Source organism: Streptococcus mitis, from assembly GCF_023109515.1.
Lineage (GTDB): Bacteria > Bacillota > Bacilli > Lactobacillales > Streptococcaceae > Streptococcus > Streptococcus mitis_CS.
The window spans coordinates 736,163-759,491 of sequence record NZ_JALDUM010000001.1 but is presented as its reverse complement, the minus strand read 5'-3'; the positions used below and the strand labels follow the sequence as shown (position 1 = coordinate 759,491).

The 23,329-nt window shown below is 39.8% G+C and carries 23 protein-coding genes; 16 read left to right on the top strand and 7 right to left on the bottom strand.

From position 1 onward, the window contains the following. Positions 1-3: 3 nt before the first annotated feature. The 3 genes from M1G05_RS03755 to M1G05_RS03745 all read left to right on the top strand — a co-directional run bounded on the left by M1G05_RS03755 (position 4) and on the right by M1G05_RS03745 (position 1,441). On the top strand, positions 4-456 hold the full coding sequence (locus M1G05_RS03755) for a CFI-box-CTERM domain-containing protein (RefSeq protein WP_084886991.1): 453 nt from the start codon (positions 4-6) through the stop codon (positions 454-456). A 291-nt stretch (positions 457-747) separates the two neighbouring features. Then, the gene (locus M1G05_RS03750) at positions 748-1,056 is read left to right on the top strand and encodes a hypothetical protein (RefSeq protein ID WP_000661403.1); all 309 of its coding nucleotides are present in this window, start codon (positions 748-750) and stop codon (positions 1,054-1,056) included. A 64-nt stretch (positions 1,057-1,120) separates the two neighbouring features. Further along, on the top strand, positions 1,121-1,441 hold the full coding sequence (locus tag M1G05_RS03745; protein WP_084886994.1) for a hypothetical protein: 321 nt from the start codon (positions 1,121-1,123) through the stop codon (positions 1,439-1,441). 92 nt (positions 1,442-1,533) lie between these two features. On the opposite strand, the gene M1G05_RS03740 is transcribed toward M1G05_RS03745, so the two are convergent. Beyond that, positions 1,534-2,817, bottom strand: a complete 1,284-nt coding sequence (locus tag M1G05_RS03740; RefSeq protein ID WP_060628761.1) for a uracil-xanthine permease family protein — start codon at positions 2,815-2,817, stop codon at positions 1,534-1,536. 253 nt (positions 2,818-3,070) lie between these two features. After that, the gene (rsmG, locus tag M1G05_RS03735; protein WP_247953140.1) at positions 3,071-3,784 is read right to left on the bottom strand and encodes a 16S rRNA (guanine(527)-N(7))-methyltransferase RsmG; all 714 of its coding nucleotides are present in this window, start codon (positions 3,782-3,784) and stop codon (positions 3,071-3,073) included. Positions 3,785-3,877: 93 nt separating this feature from the next. On the opposite strand from rsmG, the gene M1G05_RS03730 reads away from it, so the two are divergent. Beyond that, a complete protein-coding gene (locus M1G05_RS03730) occupies positions 3,878-4,438 on the top strand; it encodes a LemA family protein (protein ID WP_084887001.1) in 561 nt (186 codons plus the stop codon). A gap of 1 nt (position 4,439) precedes the next feature. Beyond that, positions 4,440-5,339, top strand: coding sequence for a zinc metalloprotease HtpX (htpX, locus tag M1G05_RS03725; protein ID WP_247953139.1), 900 nt, complete (start codon positions 4,440-4,442; stop codon positions 5,337-5,339). Positions 5,340-5,489: 150 nt separating this feature from the next. On the opposite strand, the gene M1G05_RS03720 is transcribed toward htpX, so the two are convergent. Next, on the bottom strand, positions 5,490-7,049 hold the full coding sequence (locus tag M1G05_RS03720; protein WP_247953138.1) for an ATP-binding cassette domain-containing protein: 1,560 nt from the start codon (positions 7,047-7,049) through the stop codon (positions 5,490-5,492). 389 nt (positions 7,050-7,438) lie between these two features. Next, positions 7,439-7,768, bottom strand: coding sequence for a hypothetical protein (locus M1G05_RS03715; RefSeq protein ID WP_049546492.1), 330 nt, complete (start codon positions 7,766-7,768; stop codon positions 7,439-7,441). Positions 7,769-7,936: 168 nt separating this feature from the next. Here M1G05_RS03715 and M1G05_RS03710 point away from each other — a divergent pair, with 168 nt between their 5' ends. The 6 genes from M1G05_RS03710 (at position 7,937) to carB (ending at position 15,400) form a co-directional block, all read left to right on the top strand. Next, positions 7,937-8,479, top strand: a complete 543-nt coding sequence (locus M1G05_RS03710) for a YceD family protein (protein WP_049546493.1) — start codon at positions 7,937-7,939, stop codon at positions 8,477-8,479. Then, positions 8,479-9,108, top strand: coding sequence for an endonuclease III (gene nth / locus M1G05_RS03705; RefSeq protein ID WP_049546494.1), 630 nt, complete (start codon positions 8,479-8,481; stop codon positions 9,106-9,108). Before M1G05_RS03710 ends, nth begins: the two co-directional genes overlap by 1 nt. A gap of 210 nt (positions 9,109-9,318) precedes the next feature. After that, positions 9,319-9,840, top strand: a complete 522-nt coding sequence (gene pyrR, locus M1G05_RS03700) for a bifunctional pyr operon transcriptional regulator/uracil phosphoribosyltransferase PyrR (protein ID WP_000850023.1) — start codon at positions 9,319-9,321, stop codon at positions 9,838-9,840. Between the two features lie 18 nt (positions 9,841-9,858). Beyond that, positions 9,859-10,782: an aspartate carbamoyltransferase catalytic subunit gene (locus M1G05_RS03695; protein WP_081529664.1), complete on the top strand. Its 924-nt coding sequence runs from the start codon at positions 9,859-9,861 to the stop codon at positions 10,780-10,782. 49 nt (positions 10,783-10,831) lie between these two features. After that, the gene (locus tag M1G05_RS03690) at positions 10,832-11,911 is read left to right on the top strand and encodes a carbamoyl phosphate synthase small subunit (RefSeq protein WP_045607045.1); all 1,080 of its coding nucleotides are present in this window, start codon (positions 10,832-10,834) and stop codon (positions 11,909-11,911) included. Between the two features lie 312 nt (positions 11,912-12,223). After that, complete coding sequence (carB, locus tag M1G05_RS03685) at positions 12,224-15,400, top strand: carbamoyl-phosphate synthase large subunit (protein WP_247953137.1); 3,177 nt, start codon at positions 12,224-12,226, stop codon at positions 15,398-15,400. A gap of 69 nt (positions 15,401-15,469) precedes the next feature. On the opposite strand, the gene M1G05_RS03680 is transcribed toward carB, so the two are convergent. Genes M1G05_RS03680 through tacF form a run of 3 tightly spaced genes read right to left on the bottom strand, consistent with a single transcriptional unit; the run spans position 15,470 to position 18,581 of the window. Beyond that, entirely contained in the window at positions 15,470-16,279 is an 810-nt protein-coding gene (locus M1G05_RS03680) for a LicD family protein (RefSeq protein ID WP_247953136.1), read from the bottom strand. 1 nt (position 16,280) lies between these two features. Beyond that, the gene (locus M1G05_RS03675) at positions 16,281-17,084 is read right to left on the bottom strand and encodes a LicD family protein (protein ID WP_238096141.1); all 804 of its coding nucleotides are present in this window, start codon (positions 17,082-17,084) and stop codon (positions 16,281-16,283) included. A 9-nt stretch (positions 17,085-17,093) separates the two neighbouring features. Then, positions 17,094-18,581 (bottom strand): oligosaccharide flippase family protein, encoded by a 1,488-nt coding sequence (gene tacF, locus M1G05_RS03670; protein WP_247953135.1) that lies wholly within the window; start codon positions 18,579-18,581, stop codon positions 17,094-17,096. Positions 18,582-19,066: 485 nt separating this feature from the next. Between tacF and M1G05_RS03665 the strand changes: the two genes are divergently transcribed. From M1G05_RS03665 to M1G05_RS03645, 5 genes are read left to right on the top strand one after another with little or no spacing between them, the layout of a single operon-like run. Further along, positions 19,067-19,774, top strand: a complete 708-nt coding sequence (locus M1G05_RS03665) for an IspD/TarI family cytidylyltransferase (RefSeq protein ID WP_000638493.1) — start codon at positions 19,067-19,069, stop codon at positions 19,772-19,774. A 4-nt stretch (positions 19,775-19,778) separates the two neighbouring features. Then, on the top strand, positions 19,779-20,801 hold the full coding sequence (locus M1G05_RS03660) for a ribitol-5-phosphate dehydrogenase (protein WP_000609877.1): 1,023 nt from the start codon (positions 19,779-19,781) through the stop codon (positions 20,799-20,801). A gap of 16 nt (positions 20,802-20,817) precedes the next feature. Next, positions 20,818-21,687 carry a phosphotransferase gene (gene licA / locus M1G05_RS03655; protein ID WP_247953134.1) on the top strand — a complete coding sequence of 290 codons (870 nt, stop codon included), beginning with the start codon at positions 20,818-20,820 and terminating at the stop codon, positions 21,685-21,687. Further along, positions 21,677-22,555, top strand: a complete 879-nt coding sequence (locus M1G05_RS03650; RefSeq protein ID WP_000791850.1) for a DMT family transporter — start codon at positions 21,677-21,679, stop codon at positions 22,553-22,555. Before licA ends, M1G05_RS03650 begins: the two co-directional genes overlap by 11 nt. 11 nt (positions 22,556-22,566) lie before the next feature. After that, positions 22,567-23,256: a sugar phosphate nucleotidyltransferase gene (locus tag M1G05_RS03645; protein ID WP_000643965.1), complete on the top strand. Its 690-nt coding sequence runs from the start codon at positions 22,567-22,569 to the stop codon at positions 23,254-23,256. Positions 23,257-23,329 lie beyond the last annotated feature (73 nt).

The following is a 23,329-nucleotide window of genomic DNA, read 5'->3' as shown; positions in this document are numbered from 1 at the left end:
GAAATGGAATTTGTTGTATATCGTAAGGGAAGAGAAGTAGCTATTTTTCAACGTAGGAGTGATGCAGAGAGATATGTGCGCTCTAAAACTGGATTTTTCGGTGAACCAGATGCTTATTATCAAATTGAACAAAGAGGTTGTTATTTGACAGAAGCAGCGGTAACTTACAAGGGATTGGCAGATGACTGCGATGAATTGATGACTTTGAGAAAATTCAGGGATTCTTATCTAGCCTTGCAAGATGGTGGTCAGGAGGAAATTGAATCCTACTATAAGATGGCTCCTCAAATTGTTGCCAAGTTAGATGAACATCCAAATCGTGAGGAAATACTAGAGTCTATCTGGTCAGAACTTGTCTTACCTTGTGTTTCCTTGATTAATGCAGGAGAGAATCAAGCTTGCCATCAATTATATAAAACATATACACTAGAACTATCTCAAAAAGTGGTTCAATAAAACGATTAGAATATACAAAAAGAGTTCGGCTCCTCGCTAACTTGTATAGTGAAGAGGTCCCCCTATTCTATTTAGATCCCCAATACCAAAACAATCGTCTCAAGCTAATCGCAAACTCAACTTATATTGAAGATTTTGAGTGGTATGATGATGAGACAAAAGAAGCCAATTTCTCTAGATGGCTTGATGAAATGGTGGGGCTGCAAGGGGTTATTTTTACCCCTTGGGATTTAAGGAACTAAGAAAACTATATAAATAGTATCAACTAACACAAAAAGGAATAATAAAGAAATGAAAGAACTAAATTTTTTGAAATATGCAACTATTGTATTTATGCTTTTTATCTTCTTTTGGGTAAGCTTTGGTGGTTATATCTTAGGAACTCAAGGAAATAATGAAGTAGAAACAGAGCAACAGATAAATAAAAAGATAGAAGATAGTGGATTGAAAGCAGAAATGAAAGACGCTGAGATTTTGAGTAAGTTTTACAATGAAAAAGGCTATTTTATAGTAGTGTACAATGGTACTACAAAAGCCCCAGAAGTCTTCCAAGTTGATTTTTCTGAATGGGAGCTTATGAGTGTGGGTGAGCTGTATTAAAACGCTGTAGGAGGCTTGTGAGAGCCTTCTAGGGGGATGTTAGAAAGAGAGATAAAAAGATAACATGAAAAGAGATAATGGGGATTATAATTTGTTTAAATTTGTAGGGTTTGGGGCTGTAGTGTTTTGCTTATTTATTATTATAGGGTCAAGTTTTGTAACTGTTGGGTTAGATAGTAAAGAGCCTAAAATAGCACAAACAGAAAGCGCAGTAAGTCAAGAAGGCAAGTTACGTACTAATTTAAATGATGGTACAATTTTAGGTAAATTTTGGAATAGTGAAGGGCATTTTGTCGTAGTGTATGATGAGGAAACAAAAGTTGCTAAGATTTACCCAGTGAAGGAAAAGGAATGGGTTGAGTATAGAGTAGGGGAACTATATTAAACAGCGTTAGAGGGGATACACTCACTTCTAAGTATCAAAAAAATGAGCACTTCCGTAATTGGAAATGCTCGTTTTTTGATATGTTTAGACTTTTAGTCTTTATTTTCATATGGTAAAATCAAGTTCAAGATGATTCCTGTCATGGCTGATAGGGCAGTACCTGAAAGGGTAACTGGACCGAGTTTAAGGATAGCTCCTCCAAGTCCAAGGACCAACATAGCACTTGCGATGATTAGATTACGCATTTGAGCGAAATCAACACGTTCTTTGATCAAGACTTTCAAACCGTTGCTGGCGATAACTCCATAGAGAAGGATTGACATACCACCAAGTACAGCATTTGGAATGGTTGAAATCAAGGCAGTAAATTTACCAAGGAAGCTAAGGGCAATCGCGATGAAGGCAGCGTTACGGATAACTGAGACAGAAGCGATACGAGTCATACCAATAACCCCTGTATTTTCTCCGTAAGTTGTATTGGCTGGTCCACCAAGGAAGGCAGAAACTGAAGTTGCGATACCGTCACCAAGAAGAGTACGGTGAAGACCTGGTTCTTTCAAGAATTGACGGCCACAGATTTGACCCAAAACAGTATGGTCTCCGATATGTTCAGAAATTGTTACGATAGCGATTGGCAAGATAGCGATGGTTTCTGGCCCAAAGTAAAGATTGTATTCTTTAAAGGCACCACCTGTGCTAAATGGCAAGTAGAAACCAGGAATTTCAAACCAGTTGGCTTTAAGAACTGGTGTAAAGTCAACCAAACCAAGAGTTAGTGCGAAGAGGTAACCACCGATAATGGCAAAGAGGAAAGGAATGATTCGTAGGAAGCCTTTTCCTTTTGTATTGATAAAGGCAGCAATCAAGAAAGTAACAACTGCTACAAGGGCATTTTTCCAATTACCGTCAGCTACAAGACCAGCGTTAGTGACTGCTGAGCCTGCAAGTCCAAGACCGATAACGATGATCATAGGTCCAATGATGATTGGTGGCAAGAGTTTATCAATCCATTTTGTACCTGCAAAACGAACACCAGCAGCCACAAGGACATAGACTAAACCAGTCAAGATAACCCCTGTTTGAGCAGCAGATACATCACCACCCATTTCTTTCATAGCCAGTGACATTGCTGTGATAAAGGCAAAAGAAGAACCTAGATAAACTGGAACTTTAAATCCAGTTGAAATCATATAGATGAGTGTCCCGACACCTGAAGCAAAAAGGGCAACAGATACAGGCATTCCCAAAATCAAGGGTACCAAGATGGTCGCACCGAACATGGCGAAAACGTGTTGGAAACTAAGGAGAATTCCTTTTCCAGCCGAAGGACGTTGGTCAACGTCTAGTAACAAATCAACAGTTGATTCTTGTTTCATATAAACCTCACTTTTGGGCATCAAAAAAGAGCCCATTATTCTACAGCAATAGGCCCTCAGAGTAAGACTTCTCTAAAATCTAGACTTTAAAGAGTTTCAAGTATTTCTGCGTCTTCGTCACCTCACGGGATGACATTAAAAACCTTTGCTTAAGATAGTATAGCAGAAAAAAATGATTTTGTAAATCATTTTTTCCCGAGCCTAAAAATAAAAGAGCGAGGCTGACTTTGTAAATATTTTTTTACTAAAAAGATTAAAGCGGGCGTTTATTGGGCATGCCAGCCTTACGTGGATATTTATTTGGCGTTTCTTTTTTCTTTTCTACCACTGTGATGTAGCGCGGATCTCCATTTGGTAGGGCGTAGCTGAGATTGTCTTCGACCTTACTAAAAAGGAGGTTGAGAGCATTCTTAGCTTCTAATAATTCCTCAGGCGCATTGCTAGCCTTGAGCGCCAATAGTTTTCCGCCAACTTTAAGGTAGGGAATAGTCAATTCAGATAAAACCTGCATGCGGGCTACCGCACGAGCTGTTACAAAATCATATTGAGCACGGAAGTTCTTGTCTTGTGCAAAATCTTCGGCACGTCCATGGTAGAAATGAACATCGTCTAAATCCAGTTCTTGAGCCAAGAGTTGGAGGAAGTTGATGCGCTTATTGAGAGAATCAATGATGGTCACATCTAACTGAGGATAGAGGATTTTCATTGGTAGACTAGGAAATCCTGCCCCAGCTCCGATATCAAGCAATTTGATAGTTTCATTGGAAATCAAGCCTTGAAGAATGGGTGCAATCGAATCGTAAAAATGTTTGAGATAAACTTCTTCCTTGTCCGTAATGGCTGTTAAATTAATCTTTTCATTCCACTCGACCAAGAGCTCAAAATAGCGTTCAAATTGTTTTTTTTGCTGGTCCGAAAGTGGAAGATTTTGCTCGGCAAGCAGGTTGTAAAATGTTTCTGGTTTCATAGTTATTTCCTTCTTTAGTATCATCTTATTTTACCACAATCATTAAAAATTTGATATACTGGTACTAATCTAAAAGCAGAAAGGACTTATATAATGACTTGGATTATTCTTGGAGTTATCGCTCTTGTTGTTATTTTTGTGATTCTTAGCTATAACGGTTTGGTTAAGAATCGTATGCAAACAAAGGAGGCTTGGAGTCAGATTGATGTTCAGTTGAAACGTCGAAATGACCTCTTGCCAAACTTGATTGAAACTGTAAAAGGTTATGCCAAATATGAAGGTTCTACCCTTGAAAAGGTAGCAGAACTGCGTAACCAAGTGGCAGCAGCAACTTCACCAGCAGAAGCTATGAAAGCTAGTGATGCCCTCACTCGTCAGGTTTCAGGTATTTTTGCAGTTGCAGAAAGCTATCCAGATTTGAAAGCTAGTGCAAACTTTGTTAAATTGCAAGAGGAGTTGACAAACACAGAAAATAAAATTTCTTACTCTCGTCAACTCTACAACAGTGTTGTCAGCAACTACAATGTAAAATTAGAAACTTTCCCAAGCAATATTATCGCTGGAATGTTTGGATTTAAAGCAGCAGATTTCCTTCAAACACCAGAAGAGGAAAAGGTAGTTCCTAAAGTTGATTTTAGCGGTTTAGGTGACTAAGATGTTGTTTGATCAAATTGCAAGCAATAAACGAAAAACCTGGATTTTGTTGCTGGTATTTTTCCTACTCTTAGCTCTTGTTGGCTATGCGGTTGGTTACCTCTTTATGCGATCTGGGCTTGGTGGTTTGATTATCGCACTGATTATTGGCTTTATCTATGCCTTGTCCATGATTTTTCAATCGACAGAGATTGTCATGTCCATGAACGGGGCGCGTGAGGTTGATGAGCAAACGGCACCAGACCTCTACCATGTAGTGGAAGATATGGCTATGGTGGCTCAGATTCCTATGCCCCGTGTTTTCATCATTGATGATCCAGCCTTAAATGCCTTTGCGACAGGTTCTAACCCTCAAAATGCGGCGGTTGCTGCGACGTCAGGTCTCCTAGCTATCATGAATCGTGAAGAACTAGAAGCTGTTATGGGACATGAAGTCAGTCATATTCGTAATTACGATATCCGTATTTCGACTATTGCCGTCGCCCTTGCTAGTGCTATCACCATGCTTTCTAGTATGGCAGGTCGTATGATGTGGTGGGATGGAACAGGTCGCAGACGAAGTGACGATGACCGAGATGGAAATGGCTTAGAAATCATTATGTTAGTGGTTTCCCTACTTGCAATTGTGCTGGCACCTCTCGCTGCAACCTTGGTGCAACTAGCTATTTCTCGTCAGAGGGAATTTCTAGCTGATGCTTCTAGTGTCGAGTTGACGCGCAATCCTCAAGGGATGATTAATGCTCTACGTAAGTTGGATAATAGTAAACCGATGAGTCGTCCTGTTGATGATGCCAGCAGTGCACTTTATATCAATGATCCCAAGAAAGGGGGAGGGTTCCAAAAACTCTTCTATACCCACCCACCTATTTCAGAACGTATTGAACGTTTAAAACATATGTAAAATGAATGCTGGAAAAAGTCTTTAAAATCTGAAAAACGCATAATATCAGGTGTGCAAAAAACTTGATATTATGCGTTTTATTATGGGAAGATTTACTTCCTTTTCTCCTAAAATTGTGTTTTTGCCCCACCTATCTGCTATGTTGCAAATTTATAAATTGTCTAAATTAACTACATCCAAACCGTGTTCTGTTAAGCGATAGATGATCGAGCAAACTTCTTTTAAGAAACGACGGTCATGCGAAACAGTGATGAGACCGCCTGGATAGGTGGCAAAGAGTTTTCTGATTTGGGGTTGAGAAGTGGGTGAAAAGTTTCGTGTGGGTTCATCCAGAAGGAGAAAGTTTGGTTTGCGCAAGACTAAATCCAAAAGCAGGAGTTTACCCTGTTGCCCGCCAGATAAGGAGCGAATTTGATGCTGCATTTCTGGATAACTGAAATTGAGACTAGCTAGATGAGATTGGATTTTCTGTAGTTCCTCTTTTTCTCCAGTTTTGCTGAGGTAGGCTATTGGTGATAAATCCAATTGCAGTTTTTTGTGGTAATCTTGTGGCATAAAACCAAGCGAAATTTCTCTTTTTGCGCTAAGCAGTTGTTGCAACTTGGCTAGCAGAGTCGATTTTCCAACACCATTTGGGCCGATGATACCGATTTTTTCTTGGCCATGGACAGTTAGTTGCAGTCCCTGAACCAAAACTCGGTCGCCAATGGACAAATTTTCTTTTTCCAATTGGATTAAGACTTTAGAAGCCGGTAATGGTTGGACATCTGAAAAGAAAAGTTTGATTTCTTCCTCTTCAAGTGGCTTTTGGGTCATGGCCTGAGCTTCCTTTTCAAAGCGTTTTTCTTGAGAGAGGACAGTTTTCATCTTTTTAGCCAATAGGCGACCGGCAGTACTGTCTTTAGTAGCTCTAAGCGCAGTTTCTACATTTTGCTTGACTCGTCGATGTTTTTCCATGGTTTTATCGTAGGCTCTTTGATCGTTAGCAGCTTGCTTGCTTTGTTTGGCAAAATTAGCCTTTCTCTGCTCACTATAGCGATCATAGTCTAAATGCTCTACTAGTGTTTCCGCTTCTTTACGGTGCTTGACCAGTCGCAAGTGAACAATAGTGTCTGCCGTTTCAGAAAGAAAGTCTTCATCATGGGAAATGAAAATAACGGTTTGCCTCATCTTCTGTATCTGTCTTTTTAGCCAATCAACCGTCTCAAGGTCTAGGTCATTTGAAGGTTCATCTAGAAATAGAATCTCAAAGGGTTTGGCTAACTCATGGATGAGCTGAATTTTCAAAGCTTCGCCTCCTGATAGACTGCCAATCTCTTGGTTGCTAGCGAAGCGATCGCCATCAAAATGCAATTCCTCAGCCAAACGATAGAGGATACTGTAGTCTAAATCAAGAGAATCTAAAAAGAAGTAGTCGTGTAGACTTTTCTTTTTCAGCTCCTCGGGAAGTTTTTGAGGAATATAGGCCAGTGACTGATAGTCAGACTGGATGTCTCCCTTGATAGTGAAATCAGACAAAGTTTCCCCCATTAAAGTTTTAAGTAAGGTTGATTTGCCATTTCCTTCCTCTCCAATAATAGCTACTTTTTCCCCGTCTTGGATGGTCATGTTTAAGTCTGAGACAAGATCTCGTAAATCTTTGTTTTGTGTGATGGTCAGATGATTGATTTTTATCATATTGTTGCCCTTTCTAGAATGTCGATAGTGCATAACAAAAAGCTCTACTTTATCTAGTAGAGCCAAAGTTTATGTCAAAAAACTCTATTAATACTCTTCGAAAATCTCTTCAAACCACGTCAGCGTCGCCTTACCGTAGATATATGTAACTGACTTCGTCAGTCTTATCTACAACCTCAAAGCAGTGCTTTGAGCAACCTGCGGCTAGCTTCCTAGTTTGCTCTTTGATTTTCATTGAGTATAAAATGCCAGAAAAAGAGCATAAAAGAGTACACAAAAAGAGACAAAAACAAGATCTACTAAATAAAGGTTCTTTATTTGATAGACTTAGTTGTTCATGTCTCCCTTACCTCCGAGTATTAGTATCTCTATACTATACCTTTCAGGATATTTTGTCAACAGAAAACTGACAATTCTAATCTCTAAAATCCGAAAACAGGTCCATAAAGAGTTAGTACGTGTTTGACATGCTCGTAATGGAACTTGTCATAGTTGCGCCAAGCGGTACGTGCTTGATCGTTTAGTTTTAGGCTACCAAGGCCTATCAGAAGACTGGTACGTTGGTAAAATTTCTCAAGGTCGATTAAAATACTGTTGTTCAACTTTTCCGCTTTTTTGAGCTCTTTTATAGTAGTGTTTAGCAGCTCTTGTAGTCGAGTATCATCTGCAGTACCCTGTTTGCAGCTTTGGAAACTTTTATTTAACTCGGATAGGAGTTGGGTTGCATTAGTAATGAGTTCTTTGTCTTCCATATGAGCATCCTCCTTGCTCTGATGTATTATTGCCTATAGTATAGCACTAAAAAACAAAAATGTCATAGTAAATATGTTAAAAAATCGAATTTTAATTATAAAGTTTGCCGTGCTGATTTGTAGCCTTTTCATGGTATAATCAAGAGAGTAAATCTTTATGGAGGAAGTATGAAATTAAATATTCAAGAAATTCGTAAGCAGTCTGAAGGCTTGCATTTTGAACAAATGTTAGACCTAGCCGCCGACCTACGTGCACGTAATCAAGAAATTTTAGATGTAAAAGATATCCTTGCAGTTGGAAAAGTACAGTACGAAGACCGTATGTATTTCTTAGACTATCAGTTGTCTTATACCATTGTCCTTGCTTCAAGTCGTAGTATGGAGCCAGTTGAGTTAGTTGAATCTTATCCAGTAACGGAAGTTTTCATGGAAGGCGCAACTAACCAACTAGATCAGGAAGTTTTAGACGATGATTTGGTCTTGCCTATCGAAAATGGAGAACTTGATCTTGCTGAGAGCGTGTCAGACAATATCCTACTAAATATTCCTATTAAGGTCTTGACGGCTGAAGAAGAAGCTGGTCAAGGATTTGTTTCAGGAAATGACTGGCAAATCATGACAGAGGAAGAATACCAAGCTCAACAAGCAGTTAAGAAAGAAGAAAACAGTCCTTTTGCTGGCTTACAAGGACTATTTGATGGAGACGAATAATGGTCTTGTCAAAAAAACGCGCACGAAAGGTGCTACAAGAAATCATTGCTCTTTTTCCAGATGCCAAGCCCAGTCTTGATTTTACCAATCATTTTGAACTTTTGGTTGCGGTCATGTTGTCAGCGCAGACGACGGATGCAGCGGTAAATAAGGCCACACCAGGTCTCTTTGCTGCCTTTCCAACGCCACAAGCCATGTCTGTTGCAACAGAAAGTGAGATTGCTTCACACATTTCTCGCCTGGGACTGTATCGAAATAAGGCTAAATTCCTTAAAAAATGTGCCCAACAGTTACTAGACGATTTTGATGGCCAAGTTCCTCAAACACGTGAGGAATTAGAGAGTTTAGCAGGTGTTGGTCGCAAAACAGCCAATGTAGTCATGAGTGTGGGGTTTGGGATTCCAGCCTTTGCAGTGGATACTCATGTGGAGCGTATTTGCAAACACCACGATATTGTCAAAAAATCAGCGACACCGCTTGAGGTGGAAAAACGAGTTATGGATATCTTGCCACCGGAGCAGTGGTTAGCAGCCCATCAGGCCATGATTTATTTTGGAAGAGCCATTTGCCATCCTAAAAATCCAGAGTGTGACCAGTACCCACAGTTATATGATTTTAGCAATTTATAAGATGGGGTTTCAAAAGTTTTTGCTTGATTTTAGGCTCGCTTTGTGCTATAGTATTTGATAACTAAATATTCCTTTAAACCTGTCCCGTGAGGCAGGCAAGGAGCGTGATAAAGTAGAAGGGTGGAGTCTATACTGTTTGCAGTAGGGCTTACTTAGCTATACATTCCAAGTCTCCTTGTTTAAGGAGACTTTTCTTTTTGGAGGTTTGTCATGAAGACAAAAGAAGTTGTAGACGAATTGACCGTCAAACGAGCGATTACGCGTATTACTTATGAGATTATCGAACGCAACAAAGATTTGAATAAAATCGTCTTGGCTGGTATTAAAACTCGTGGTGTCTTTATCGCCCACCGAATCCAAGAACGTTTGGAGCAACTAGAAAATCTTTCAGTTCCTGTTGTGGAATTGGATACCAAACCTTTCCGTGATGATGTTAAAAGTGGAGAAGATACTTCTTTGGTTTCTGTTGATGTGACAGACCGCGAAGTTATCTTGGTGGACGATGTGCTTTATACAGGCCGTACTATCCGTGCTGCTATTGATAATATTGTCGGTCATGGTCGTCCTGCGCGCGTGAGTTTAGCAGTTCTAGTTGATCGTGGACATAGAGAATTGCCAATCCGTCCAGATTACGTTGGGAAAAACATCCCAACTAGTCGTTCTGAAGAAATCATCGTAGAGATGGCAGAACTTGATGGCCAAGACAGAGTTCTGATTACTGAAGAAGCTTAGAAAGCTAAAGGAGTAGCCATGTCAGAAAATCAACAAGCATTGAACCATGTGGTGTCCATGGAAGACCTCACTGTCGATCAAGTGATGAAATTGATCAAGCGAGGAATTGAGTTTAAAAACGGAGCTCAGCTTCCTTATGAAGACCATCCGATTGTTTCCAATCTTTTCTTTGAGGATTCTACACGGACGCATAAATCCTTTGAAGTGGCAGAGATTAAACTGGGATTGGAGCGACTTGACTTTGATGTGAAGACTAGTTCAGTCAATAAGGGTGAGACACTTTATGATACCATTTTGACTCTGTCTGCTTTAGGAGTGGATGTCTGTGTGATTCGCCACCCTGAGGTTGACTACTACAGAGAGTTAATTGCAAGTCCGACGATTACGACTTCCATCATCAATGGTGGAGATGGTTCGGGCCAACACCCTAGCCAGAGCTTGCTTGATTTGATGACTATTTATGAGGAATTTGGTCACTTTGAGGGTCTTAAGGTTGCGATTGCAGGTGACTTGGATCATTCACGCGTTGCCAAATCCAATATGCAGATTTTGAAACGCTTGGGAGCTGAACTCTTTTTCGCTGGACCTGAGGAATGGAGAAGTCAAGAGTTTGCAGACTATGGACAGTTTGTAACCATTGATGAAATCATTGATCAGGTGGATGTCATGATGTTTCTTCGTGTGCAACATGAACGCCATGATAGTGGGGCTGTCTTTTCCAAAGAAGATTACCATACCCAACATGGTTTGACTCAAGAACGTTATGACCGTTTGAAAGAAACAGCAATCCTCATGCACCCAGCTCCAGTCAACCGTGATGTAGAAATCGCAGACCACTTGGTTGAAGCACCAAAATCACGGATTGTCCAACAAATGACCAATGGTGTTTTTGTTCGAATGGCAATCTTAGAATCCGTACTGGCGAGTAGAAACGCCAACTAAAACACAAGACGTTAAAAGACGCCAGTGAGCGTCCACGAGAGGTGAAAATATGACAAAAAGACTTCTAGTATTAGAAGATGGCACAGTTTTTGAAGGCAAGGCCTTCGGAGCAGATATTGATGTAACAGGTGAAATCGTCTTTAACACAGGCATGACCGGCTACCAAGAATCCATTACAGACCAGTCTTATAATGGACAAATCTTGACCTTTACCTATCCTTTGGTAGGAAATTATGGAATCAACCGTGATGATTACGAATCCATCATTCCAACTTGTAAGGGAGTCGTTGTTTTTGAAGAAGCACGTCGAGCAAGCAACTGGCGCAACCAAATGACCTTGGATGAATTTTTGAAAGCTAAAAAAATTCCAGGTATTTCAGGGATTGATACACGTGCTCTTACCAAGATTATTCGTAAGCATGGTACCATGCGTGCAACCTTGACCCATGTTGGGGACAGTATGGACCATGTGACGGATCAGCTCCAAGCAACAGTTTTGCCGACAGACAATATCAAGCAGGTTTCTACTAAAACATCCTATCCAGCTCCAGGAGTTGGTTTGAGTGTTGTCTTAGTGGACTTTGGTCTCAAGCACTCAATCTTACGTGAACTTTCTAAGCGTAACTGTAACGTGACGGTTGTTCCTTATTCGACAACGGCTGAAGAAATTCTCCATCTCAACCCTGACGGAGTTATGTTATCAAATGGTCCGGGTAACCCAGAAGATGTTCCACAAGCACTCGACATGATTCGTGGTGTACAAGGAAAAATTCCAATCTTTGGTATTTGTATGGGGCATCAACTCTTTGCAATGGCAAATGGTGCTAAGACCTACAAAATGAAATTTGGTCACCGTGGATTTAACCACGCTGTACGTGAGATTGCTACAGGCCGTGTAGACTTTACTAGCCAGAACCACGGTTATGCAGTCAGCCGTGAGGACTTGCCAGAACACTTGATCATTACCCACGAAGAAATCAATGACAAGTCAGTTGAAGGTGTGCGTCACAGATACCAACCAGGTTTCTCTGTACAATTCCACCCAGATGCAGCTCCTGGGCCACATGACGCTAGCTACCTATTTGACGAGTTTATCGAGATGATGGAAGCTTTTAAACAATCAAACTAAGAACGAGTAAAAGCTCGTCGGAGAATTTATGTAACTGAACACGGACGGAAAGCTCGGAATTTAGAGAAACCAACTTGGATTGTCAATCCTTACTTGGTTTCCTAAAATTCAATCGCTTTCTATTCGTCCTTTGTATCTTATTTAATGTCGCTCTGTGAGGCGACGAATAGAAAGGAGAAGGGTGGTCCGTATTTGCTAAACTGAATACGGGCTACGGACTGTGCTAAAAAGATAGTTATTCCTAGAACTGACAGTTCTTCGTCATAACTCCTATTTTAGCTTTGTCCGCTTGACGCCCTTAATATCTTATAAATGCCTAAACGTACTGATATTCAAAAAATTATGGTGATTGGTTCTGGTCCGATTATTATTGGTCAGGCTGCTGAGTTTGACTACGCGGGGACCCAGGCTTGCTTGTCGTTGAAAGAGGAAGGTTATGAGGTTGTCTTGGTTAACTCAAACCCTGCAACCATCATGACGGATAAGGAAATTGCGGACAAGGTCTACATCGAACCGATTACGCTTGAGTTTGTGACACGTATTCTTCGTAAGGAACGTCCAGATGCCTTGCTACCAACCCTTGGTGGGCAAACTGGTCTTAATATGGCCATGGAATTGTCTAAAAACGGTATTCTTGATGAGCTTGGTGTTGAACTTCTGGGGACCAAATTATCTGCCATTGACCAAGCGGAGGACCGTGATCTCTTTAAACAGTTGATGGAAGAGCTGAATCAACCAATTCCAGAATCAGAAATTGTAAATACGGTTGAAGAAGCAGTTGCCTTTGCTGCAACTATTGGCTACCCAGTCATTGTCCGTCCAGCCTTTACCCTTGGTGGTACTGGTGGTGGTATGTGTGCTAACGAGGAAGAATTGCGTGAAATTGCTGAAAATGGGTTGAAATTGTCACCTGTTACCCAATGTTTGATTGAGCGTTCAATTGCCGGTTTCAAGGAAATCGAATACGAAGTCATGCGTGACTCAGCTGACAATGCCCTCGTTGTTTGTAACATGGAAAACTTTGACCCAGTTGGGATTCACACAGGAGATTCTATTGTATTTGCCCCTGCGCAAACCATGTCAGACTATGAAAACCAAATGCTTCGTGATGCGAGCTTGAGCATTATTCGTGCCCTCAAAATTGAAGGTGGATGTAATGTTCAGCTGGCACTTGATCCACACAGCTTCAAGTACTATGTCATCGAAGTAAACCCTCGTGTATCCCGTTCGTCAGCCCTTGCGTCTAAGGCAACAGGTTACCCGATTGCCAAATTGGCTGCTAAGATTGCCGTTGGTTTGACCTTGGATGAGGTTATCAATCCAGTTACAGGTTCAACCTATGCCATGTTTGAGCCAGCCCTTGACTACGTCGTTGCGAAAATTCCACGTTTCCCATTTGATAAGTTTGAAAAAGGTGAGCGTCGTCTTGGTACTCAGATGAAGGCGACTGGAGAAGTCATGGCAATCGGTCGAAACATCGAAGAGTCGCTTCTTAAGGCTTGTCGTTCACTTGAAATTGGCGTTCACCACAATGAAATGCCTGAACTTGCAGCAGTTTCTGATGATGCCTTGATTGAAAAGGTTGTGAAAGCCCAAGATGACCGTCTCTTCTACGTATCAGAAGCTATTCGTCGTGGTTACACACCAGAGGAAATCGCTGAGCTTACAAAAATTGATATCTTTTACCTTGATAAACTCTTGCATATCTTTGAAATTGAGCAGGAGTTGGGTGCCCATCCACAAGATCTAGAAGTTTTGAAAACAGCCAAACTCAATGGTTTCTCAGACCGTAAGATTGCGGAATTATGGAAAACGACAGCAGACCAAGTTCGCCAACTTCGTTTGGAAAACAAGATTGTCCCAGTTTACAAGATGGTTGATACCTGTGCGGCAGAGTTTGACTCTGAAACACCATATTTCTATTCAACCTATGGATGGGAAAATGAATCTATCAAGTCTGATAAGGAATCCGTCCTAGTTCTAGGTTCAGGTCCAATCCGTATCGGTCAAGGTGTTGAATTTGACTACGCAACTGTTCACTCGGTTAAGGCTATCCAGGCTGCTGGCTACGAAGCTATTATCATGAACTCAAACCCAGAGACTGTTTCAACAGACTTCTCTGTGTCTGACAAGCTCTACTTTGAACCGTTAACCTTTGAAGATGTCATGAATGTTATCGATTTGGAACAACCAAAGGGTGTTATCGTTCAGTTCGGTGGTCAAACAGCCATCAACCTTGCGGAGCCATTGGCAAAAGCAGGTGTGACCATCCTTGGTACACAAGTTGCTGACTTGGATCGGGCTGAAGACCGTGACCTCTTTGAGCAAGCTCTCAAAGACTTAGATATTCCACAGCCACCAGGACAAACAGCAACCAATGAAGAAGAAGCAGTGCTTGCAGCTCGCAAGATTGGTTTCCCAGTCCTTGTTCGTCCATCTTATGTTTTGGGTGGACGTGCCATGGAAATCGTGGAAAATGAGGAAGACCTTCGCTCTTACATGCGTACGGCTGTTAAGGCTAGTCCTGACCACCCAGTTCTTGTTGACTCTTACATCGTTGGGCAAGAGTGCGAAGTTGATGCCATTTCAGATGGAGAAAATGTCCTTATCCCTGGTATCATGGAGCATATCGAACGTGCCGGTGTTCACTCAGGTGACTCAATGGCCGTTTATCCTCCACAAACCTTGTCTCAAAAGGTGCAAGAAACAATCGCAGACTATACTAAACGCCTAGCAATCGGTCTTAACTGCCTTGGAATGATGAACATCCAGTTTGTTATCAAGGATGAAAAAGTCTACGTTATTGAGGTCAATCCACGTGCCAGCCGTACGGTTCCATTCCTTTCAAAAGTAACCAATATCCCTATGGCTCAGGTAGCGACTAAGCTCATCCTTGGTCAAAGACTTGAAGAACTTGGCTACCAAGATGGACTTTATCCTGAAAGTACTCGTGTTCATATCAAGGCGCCTGTCTTCTCCTTTACGAAACTAGCTAAGGTAGACAGCTTACTCGGTCCTGAAATGAAGTCAACAGGGGAAGTTATGGGTTCTGATACTACTCTAGAAAAAGCTCTCTATAAGGCCTTTGAAGCTTCTTACCTACACTTGCCAACCTTTGGAAATGTTGTCTTTACCATCGCTGATGATGCTAAAGAAGAAGCCTTAGACTTGGCTCGTCGTTTCCAAAATATTGGATATGGAATCCTTGCGACAGAAGGGACAGCAGCCTTCTTTGCTGGTCATGGATTGCAAGCCCAACCTGTTGGTAAGATTGGTGATGATGATCAGGATATCCCAAGCTTTGTTCGCAAAGGAAGAATCCAAGCTATCATTAATACAGTTGGAACCAAACGAACTGCTGACGAAGATGGTGAGCAAATCCGCCGTTCAGCCATTGAACATGGTGTACCCCTCTTTACAGCCCTAGATACAGCTAATGCCATGCTTAAGGTACTTGAAAGCCGTAGCTTTGTCACAGAAGCGATTTAAATAGAAAAAAGAGAAGGTGTAACGATCTTCTCTTTTTTGTTATATTTTTTCTTGTAAACTACTGCTTAATCAGCTTTTGCTATAAGCTTTAATGCTATGACTATACCATTCTTGCATTTCTTTTGATGGTGGTGTCATATAATCGCCATACATCTGGGTTAAAAATTGGTCATATTTTTTTGGAACAGGCAACATACGGCCTTCAAACTCAGTTAAGATGAGTTCTTTAAAGGTATCGACTGGGAAGACTTCTTTCATTCCTTCCTTACCAATCCCAATTCCTCCTTCATATTGAGGAGTATTAGTTGCAGCATTTTTGACTAACTGATCAATTTTCTTGTAAAAGTAGCGAGGATTGACAAAGCGGAGGGCGTACCAGCTACATAATCTTAGAAAATCTTTTAACTTGCTATCGCCGTGAACTGCGCGTGATTTTTTGATATAAGCCAGTTGACGAAGGGCCACATACTTATAGCTCTTGTCGACAATGCTCAAATCGGTAAAGCGATCAATTGGGAAGACATCGATAAAGAGACTGGTGTCATGACGCTTGTACTTAACATGGTCTTCGATAACAGTAGAAGTATCCAAAATTGATGCGAAATTATGGAAGTACCAAGAAGAAGTGTCGTAGGAGAGAACCTTATAACGTGGATGGTCTTCTTCCTCAATGATCTTCAATAAACGTTCATAATCTTCACGATAGAGAGAAATATCAATATCATCATCCCAAGGAATCATACCTTTGTGGCGGATAGCTCCAAGCATGGTTCCATAACTGAGAAAATAAGGAATATTATGTTTTTTACAAGTCTCATCAATATAATCTAGCAGGGCTAGTTGGATTTCTTTAATTTCTTCTTTTTCTAAATATTGCATCCTAATCCTCCAATTTGTAGGCATGAAATTCATGACTGTAGAAGCGTTTTTCTTCAGGTGGCAAGGTCATATAATCCCCGTAAAATTGAGTCAAAATAGTATCAAATTTTTCAGGTGCAGGAAGGGTCAAATTCTCAAAGGGTAAATCAATTGTGTTATCAAAGGTACCGCTTGGGAAGACTTCCTTTTCCTTAAATTTAGAAGGGATAAAGGCCATATACTGACCATTCTCACGACTATATTTTTGAATTTCTTTCTCGATTTTATTTGCAAAATAACGAGGAGAAACAGGTCGAAGGAGAAACCAAAAGGCTGTTCGTATCCAATCTTTTAAAAGGCTGTCTTTATAGACGATATTTTTGTGTTTGCTGAAAGACAGAAGTTTGAAGCTTTCCAGTTTATAACAAGTATCAATGATTTTAGGATCATCAAATCGATCCATGGGAAAAATATCAATAAAGACACCAGACTCATAGGTTTTCGTATTTCGAGTATCGATTATTTTGGTTGTACTGTCGGTGATTTTGATAAAGTTATTAAAGTAGTTCTTATCTGTCTCTAAGGATAAGAGTTTGTATTTGCTTTTTTCCTTTTGAAAAATGTTAATAAATCGTTGGTAGTCTTCTCGTGGCATGGATAAATCAATATCGTCGTCCCAAGGGATAAATCCCTCATGTCGAACTGCCCCAATCAGGGTCCCGTAGTTAATAATATAGTTGATATTGTGCTTTTTACAGAGAGTATCAATATAATCCAAAATTTCTAATTCAATTTGTTTGGCATCTTCAATGGTTAGTTGTTTCATTCTAAACTCCTATGATCTTTTGAATTTATTTTTTAAGGCTAGGACATGGTTTAAAAATTCATAGAAAATGCTATCTTTGGTAAAGACTAGTAGCCCAATATAAGAGATAGCTGATAGCAAGACAATCAAACCAGTATTAATCAAAAATGGCAAATTAATGACCATATCTACAGGATACAAGAAATTAATCAGGAAATAAATTGCTACAAAGGAAAGTGAAAAGAGAGAGTATCGAACAGTATAGCTAAAGATATGTCCTAAGTGGATGAGTTGTTTTCTATGGATGAAAATGATATAGAAAACAAGTAGAGAGGCCTCTGATAACATAGTTGTTAGTAGGTAGTATTCTGGAGCCACGATATGGTTGAAAAAGAGTAAACTATTTAATCCCAAATTGAGTAATCCAGCGAAGACTGTATAGACTGTGATACGTTTTTCATAGCCATTCGTAAAGAGAATTTGCGAACCAAGAATGGTATCTAAAGCTAGAATAATCGTCCGAAAAGCGAAGAGAGAGGTCAAGATGCCACCTCCGATATATTTTTCACTACCGTAAAGGAGGATGGCATTTGGCCCTAAAACCATGAGACCAAAACTTAAAGGAATGATAAAGAAGTTAAAGATTCGACTACCTCTATTAACCAAGGAAACATAGGCTTCCTTGTCTCCTTTCCCCAGATAGTAACTGAGACGAGGCACACTCACTCCAATTGCACCTGTTACCACACCAGCTATAACGGTCACAATTCGTTGGGCCATGGTATAGTAACTAACGTTGACATCAATCCCTGTTTTAACGAGGAAGAGGCGATCTAAAAAAGTAAAGAGCATATTGGCATTGGCGAAGACTAACATAGCTGTCAGAGGAAGAAAGAGTGGTTTAAAATCACTTATGTGAATCTTAACAAGCTTAATGTCTCTTTTAATCCAAAAATAACTAATCAGGTAGTTAATTAGTGTCGATAAACTCATCACCAGTGTATAGACAACAATATCGTGCTCATTTTTAACAAAAAGGAAAATAGAGACCAGCATCAGGATACGGATGAAGGCAGTTTTGTAAAAGAGAAAACTGTAATTTTCCAGAGCTTCATTGACCCACTCGATTGAAAAAATCTGGGCAATGAGTTGAATCCCCATAACAAGGTAGACCTTTTTGACGATTGGATTATCAGTAAAGAAGAGAGGATAGGCAAGGATATAGACAGCGGTGGTCAAAATTGTACAAGCTATGCACAAATAAAAAAGACTAGAGAAGGTTCTATTCAGATCTTTTTTGTTATCCTTGACATTACTGATGGCCCGTAAACCGTAGTTATAGACTCCATAAGTTGCAAAGGGCAAGAAAAATGACAAAATTGTGTCGACTGAGTTGAAGTAACCATAGTCAGTTCGGTCCAAGACACGCGCGACGTAGGTTCCAGTTAAGATGGGAAAAATAATATTCAAGACACGAATTCCCATGTAAGATAGAGCGTTTAATTTTATACTTTTCATTCAATTTACCTCGTTTTTCATTATATCATAAAGTCAGATAATAAGAAATGAAGGGCAGTAATACTCTTCGAAAATCAAATTCAAACCTCGTCAGCGTCGCCTTACCGTATATATGTTACTGACTTCGTCAGTTCTATCTGCAACCTCAAAGCAGTGCTTTGAGCAACCTGCGGCTAGCTTCTAGTTTGCTTTTTGATTTTCATTGAGTATAAGTCAAGTAATCACTTTGAAGTTTCAAAGCTTAATTTTAAGTTTTCTTTAAGGAAACTATATTATTCTGAAGAACTCTAAAATTTCACAGCCATTTATTAGTAATGACTACAGAATTCCTGGTCATTACTAGAAATGGGCTAGTTTCTTTGAATAAGAGAACTGCTTAATCCTCCTATTCTAGAACGGGAGGTCCGGTATTTCTTTCAAGATAGGACTAGATTGTGGTATAATAGAGAGAATAAGTTTTTTTAGTAAGACAAAGGAGAAAAAAGATGATTTATGCAGGAATTCTTGCTGGTGGAACTGGCACACGCATGGGAATCAGTAACTTGCCAAAACAATTTTTAGAGCTAGGTGATCGACCTATTTTGATTCATACAATTGAAAAATTTGTCTTGGAACCAAGTATTGAAAAAATTGTAGTTGGGGTTCATGGAGACTGGGTTTCTCATGCAGAAGATCTTGTAGATAAATATCTTCCTCTTCATAAGGAACGCATCATCATTACAAAGGGTGGTGCTGACCGCAATACAAGTATTGAGAAAATCATTGAAGCCATTGATGCTTATCGTCCGCTTACTCCAGAGGACATTGTTGTTACCCACGATTCTGTTCGTCCATTTATTACACTTCGCATGATTCAAGACAATATCAAACTTGCGCAAAATCATGACGCAGTGGACACAGTGGTAGAAGCGGTTGATACTATCGTTGAAAGTACTAATGGTCAATTTATTACAGATATTCCAAATCGTGCTCACCTTTATCAAGGACAAACACCTCAAACATTCCGTTGCAAGGACTTCATGGACCTTTATGGCTCTCTTTCTGCTGAAGAGAAAGAAATCTTGACAGATGCATGTAAAATCTTTGTGATCAAAGGAAAAGATGTGGCCTTGGCCAAAGGCGAATACTCAAACCTAAAAATCACAACAGTAACAGATTTGAAGATTGCAAAAAGTATGATTGAGAAAGACTAGTAAAATGATTAATCAAATTTATCAACTAACTAAGCCTAAGTTTATCAATGTCAAATACCAGGAAGAGGCTATTGACCAAGAGAACCATATCCTCATCCGTCCTAATTATATGGCGGTCTGTCATGCGGATCAGCGTTACTACCAAGGGAAACGTGATCCCAAGATTTTGAACAAAAAGCTTCCAATGGCAATGATTCACGAGTCATGTGGAACCGTTATTTCTGACCCGACAGGAACCTACGAGGTTGGTCAAAAAGTTGTCATGATTCCCAATCAGCCTCCTATGCAGAGTGATGAAGAATTCTATGAAAACTACATGACAGGGACCCATTTCTTGTCTAGTGGATTTGATGGCTTTATGAGAGAGTTTGTTTCTCTCCCTAAAGACCGTGTGGTGGCTTATGATGCTATTGAAGACACGGTTGCAGCCATTACAGAGTTCGTCAGTGTTGGTATGCATGCTATGAATCGTCTATTGACCCTTGCTCATAGCAAGAGAGACCGAATCGCCGTTATCGGAGATGGAAGTTTAGCTTTTGTGGTTGCCAATATTATCAACTATACTTTGCCAGAAGCAGAGATCGTGGTTATTGGTCGTCATTGGGAAAAATTGGAACTTTTCTCATTTGCCAAAGAATGCTATATTACTGATAATATTCCTGAAGATTTGGCCTTTGACCATGCTTTTGAGTGTTGTGGTGGTGATGGTACTGGACCAGCTATTAATGACTTGATTCGCTACATTCGTCCTCAGGGAACGATTCTCATGATGGGAGTTAGCGAGTATAAAGTCAATCTCAATACACGCGATGCCTTAGAAAAAGGCTTGCTCTTGGTTGGTTCCTCTCGTTCTGGTCGCATTGATTTTGAAAATGCGATTCAAATGATGGAAGTCAAGAAATTCGCTAATCGTCTTAAAAATATCCTTTATCTAGAAGAACCTGTAAGAGAAATTAAAGATATTCACCGTGTCTTTGCGACCGATTTGAATACAGCCTTTAAAACTGTGTTTAAGTGGGAAGTATAAGTGCTGGAGGTTAATTGTGGAGAAAATTATTAAAGAAAAAATTTCTTCTTTACTTAGTGCAGAAGAGGAAGTCCTCAGTGTTGAACAACTGGGGGGAATGACCAATCAAAACTATTTGGTCAAAACAACAAATAAGCAATACATTGTTAAGTTCTTTGGTAAAGGGACAGAAAAGCTGATCAATCGTCAAGATGAAAAGTACAATCTTGAACTACTAAAGGATTTAGACTTAGATGTAAAAAATTATCTTTTTGATATTGAAGCTGGTATCAAAGTAAATGAGTATATCGAATCTGCGATTACACTTGATTCAACGTCAATCAAGACTAAATTTGATAAAATTGCTCCAATATTACAAACCATTCATGCTTCTGGCAAGGAATTAAGAGGAGAATTTGCTCCTTTTGAAGAAATCAAAAAATACGAATCCTTGATTGAAGAAAAAATCCCTTATGCCAACTATGAAGCTGTTCGAGAACAAGTCTTCTCTTTAGAGAAAAGACTGGCTGACTTAGGTGTTGATAGAAAATCTTGTCATATCGATTTGGTGCCTGAAAACTTTATCGAGTCACCTCAAGGACGACTTTATCTGATTGACTGGGAATATTCATCAATGAACGATCCAATGTGGGATTTGGCTGCCCTCTTTTTAGAGTCTGAATTCACTCTTCAAGAGGATGAAGCCTTCTTGTCTCACTATGAGAGTGAGCAAACACCTGTCTCTCGTGAAAAGATTGCCATTTATAAAATTTTACAAGATACTATTTGGAGTCTATGGACAGTCTATAAAGAAGAGCAAGGTGCAGATTTTGGTGACTATGGTGTAAATCGTTACCAAAGAGCTGTTAAAGGTTTGTCATATTATGGAGGTTCAGATGAAAAATAAAAATGGAGTTTCTTTCGGTCTACTCTCAGGTGTTTTCTGGGGCTTAGGTCTAACAATTAGCGCTTATATCTTTTCAATTTTTACAGATTTGTCGCCCTTTGTGGTGGCCGCTGCTCATGATTTCTTGAGTATCTTTATCTTACTAGCTTTTCTTTTGGTAAAAGAAGGAAAAGTTCGTCTCTCAATTTTCTTAAATATTCGCAATGTGAGTGTTATCATCGGAGCCTTGCTAGCAGGTCCAATCGGTATGCAGGCCAACCTTTATGCAGTTAAGTATATCGGAAGTTCCTTAGCGTCATCTGTATCGGCTATCTACCCTGCGATTTCAGTTTTATTGGCTTTCTTCTTTTTGAAGCACAAGATTTCGAAAAATACTGTCTTTGGAATTGTCTTGATTATTGGAGGGATAATTGCTCAGACCTATAAGGTAGAACAGGTCAATTCCTTCTACATTGGAATTCTCTGTGCTTTGGTTTGTGCTATTGCATGGGGAAGTGAGAGTGTTCTTAGCTCGTTTGCTATGGAAAGTGAACTGAGTGAAATCGAAGCCCTCTTGATTCGTCAAGTGACTTCATTCTTATCTTATCTTGTGATTGTGCTCTTCTCTCATCAGTCATTTGCTGAAGTGGCCAATGGACAATTGCTAGGTCTTATGATTGTCTTTGCAGCCTTTGATATGATTTCCTACTTGGCTTATTATATTGCTATCAATCGCTTGCAACCAGCCAAGGCAACAGGCTTGAACGTGAGCTATGTAGTATGGACTGTCTTGTTTGCAGTTGTTTTCTTGGGAGCACCGCTAGATATGCTGACAATTATTACGTCACTTGTCGTCATTGCTGGAGTTTATATTATTATTAAAGAATAAAGGAGATTCGTGTGAAAGCCATTATCTTAGCAGCGGGATTGGGAACTCGCTTGCGTCCTATGACTGAAAATACCCCTAAAGCCTTGGTTCAGGTTAATCAAAAACCTTTGATTGAATACCAAATTGAGTTTCTCAAAGAAAAAGGGATCAATGACATCATCATCATCGTTGGTTACCTTAAAGAACAATTCGATTACTTGAAAGAAAAATACGGTGTCCGCCTCGTTTTCAATGATAAATACGCTGACTACAATAACTTTTACTCTCTATATCTTGTAAAAGAAGAATTAGCTAACAGCTATGTTATTGATGCCGATAACTATCTCTTCAAAAATATGTTCCGCAATGATTTGACACGTTCGACTTATTTTAGTGTCTATCGTGAAGATTGCACCAACGAATGGTTCTTGGTCTATGGAGATGATTACAAGGTTCAAGACATTATTGTTGATAGTAAGGCAGGTCGTATCCTTAGTGGTGTATCCTTCTGGGATGCTCCAACAGCAGAAAAGATTGTCAGCTTTATCGACAAGGCCTATGCGAGTGGTGAATTTGTTGATCTCTACTGGGACAATATGGTTAAGGACAATATCAAAGAGCTAGATGTCTATGTTGAAGAATTAGAAGGCAATAGCATCTATGAAATCGATAGTGTCCAAGACTATCATAAATTAGAAGAAATTCTTAAAAACGAAAATTAAAGATTCCAACATCTGGCTAAAATAGTCAGATGTTTTTTGATTTTTTACGAATAAATAGATGAGTAGAAAAAGA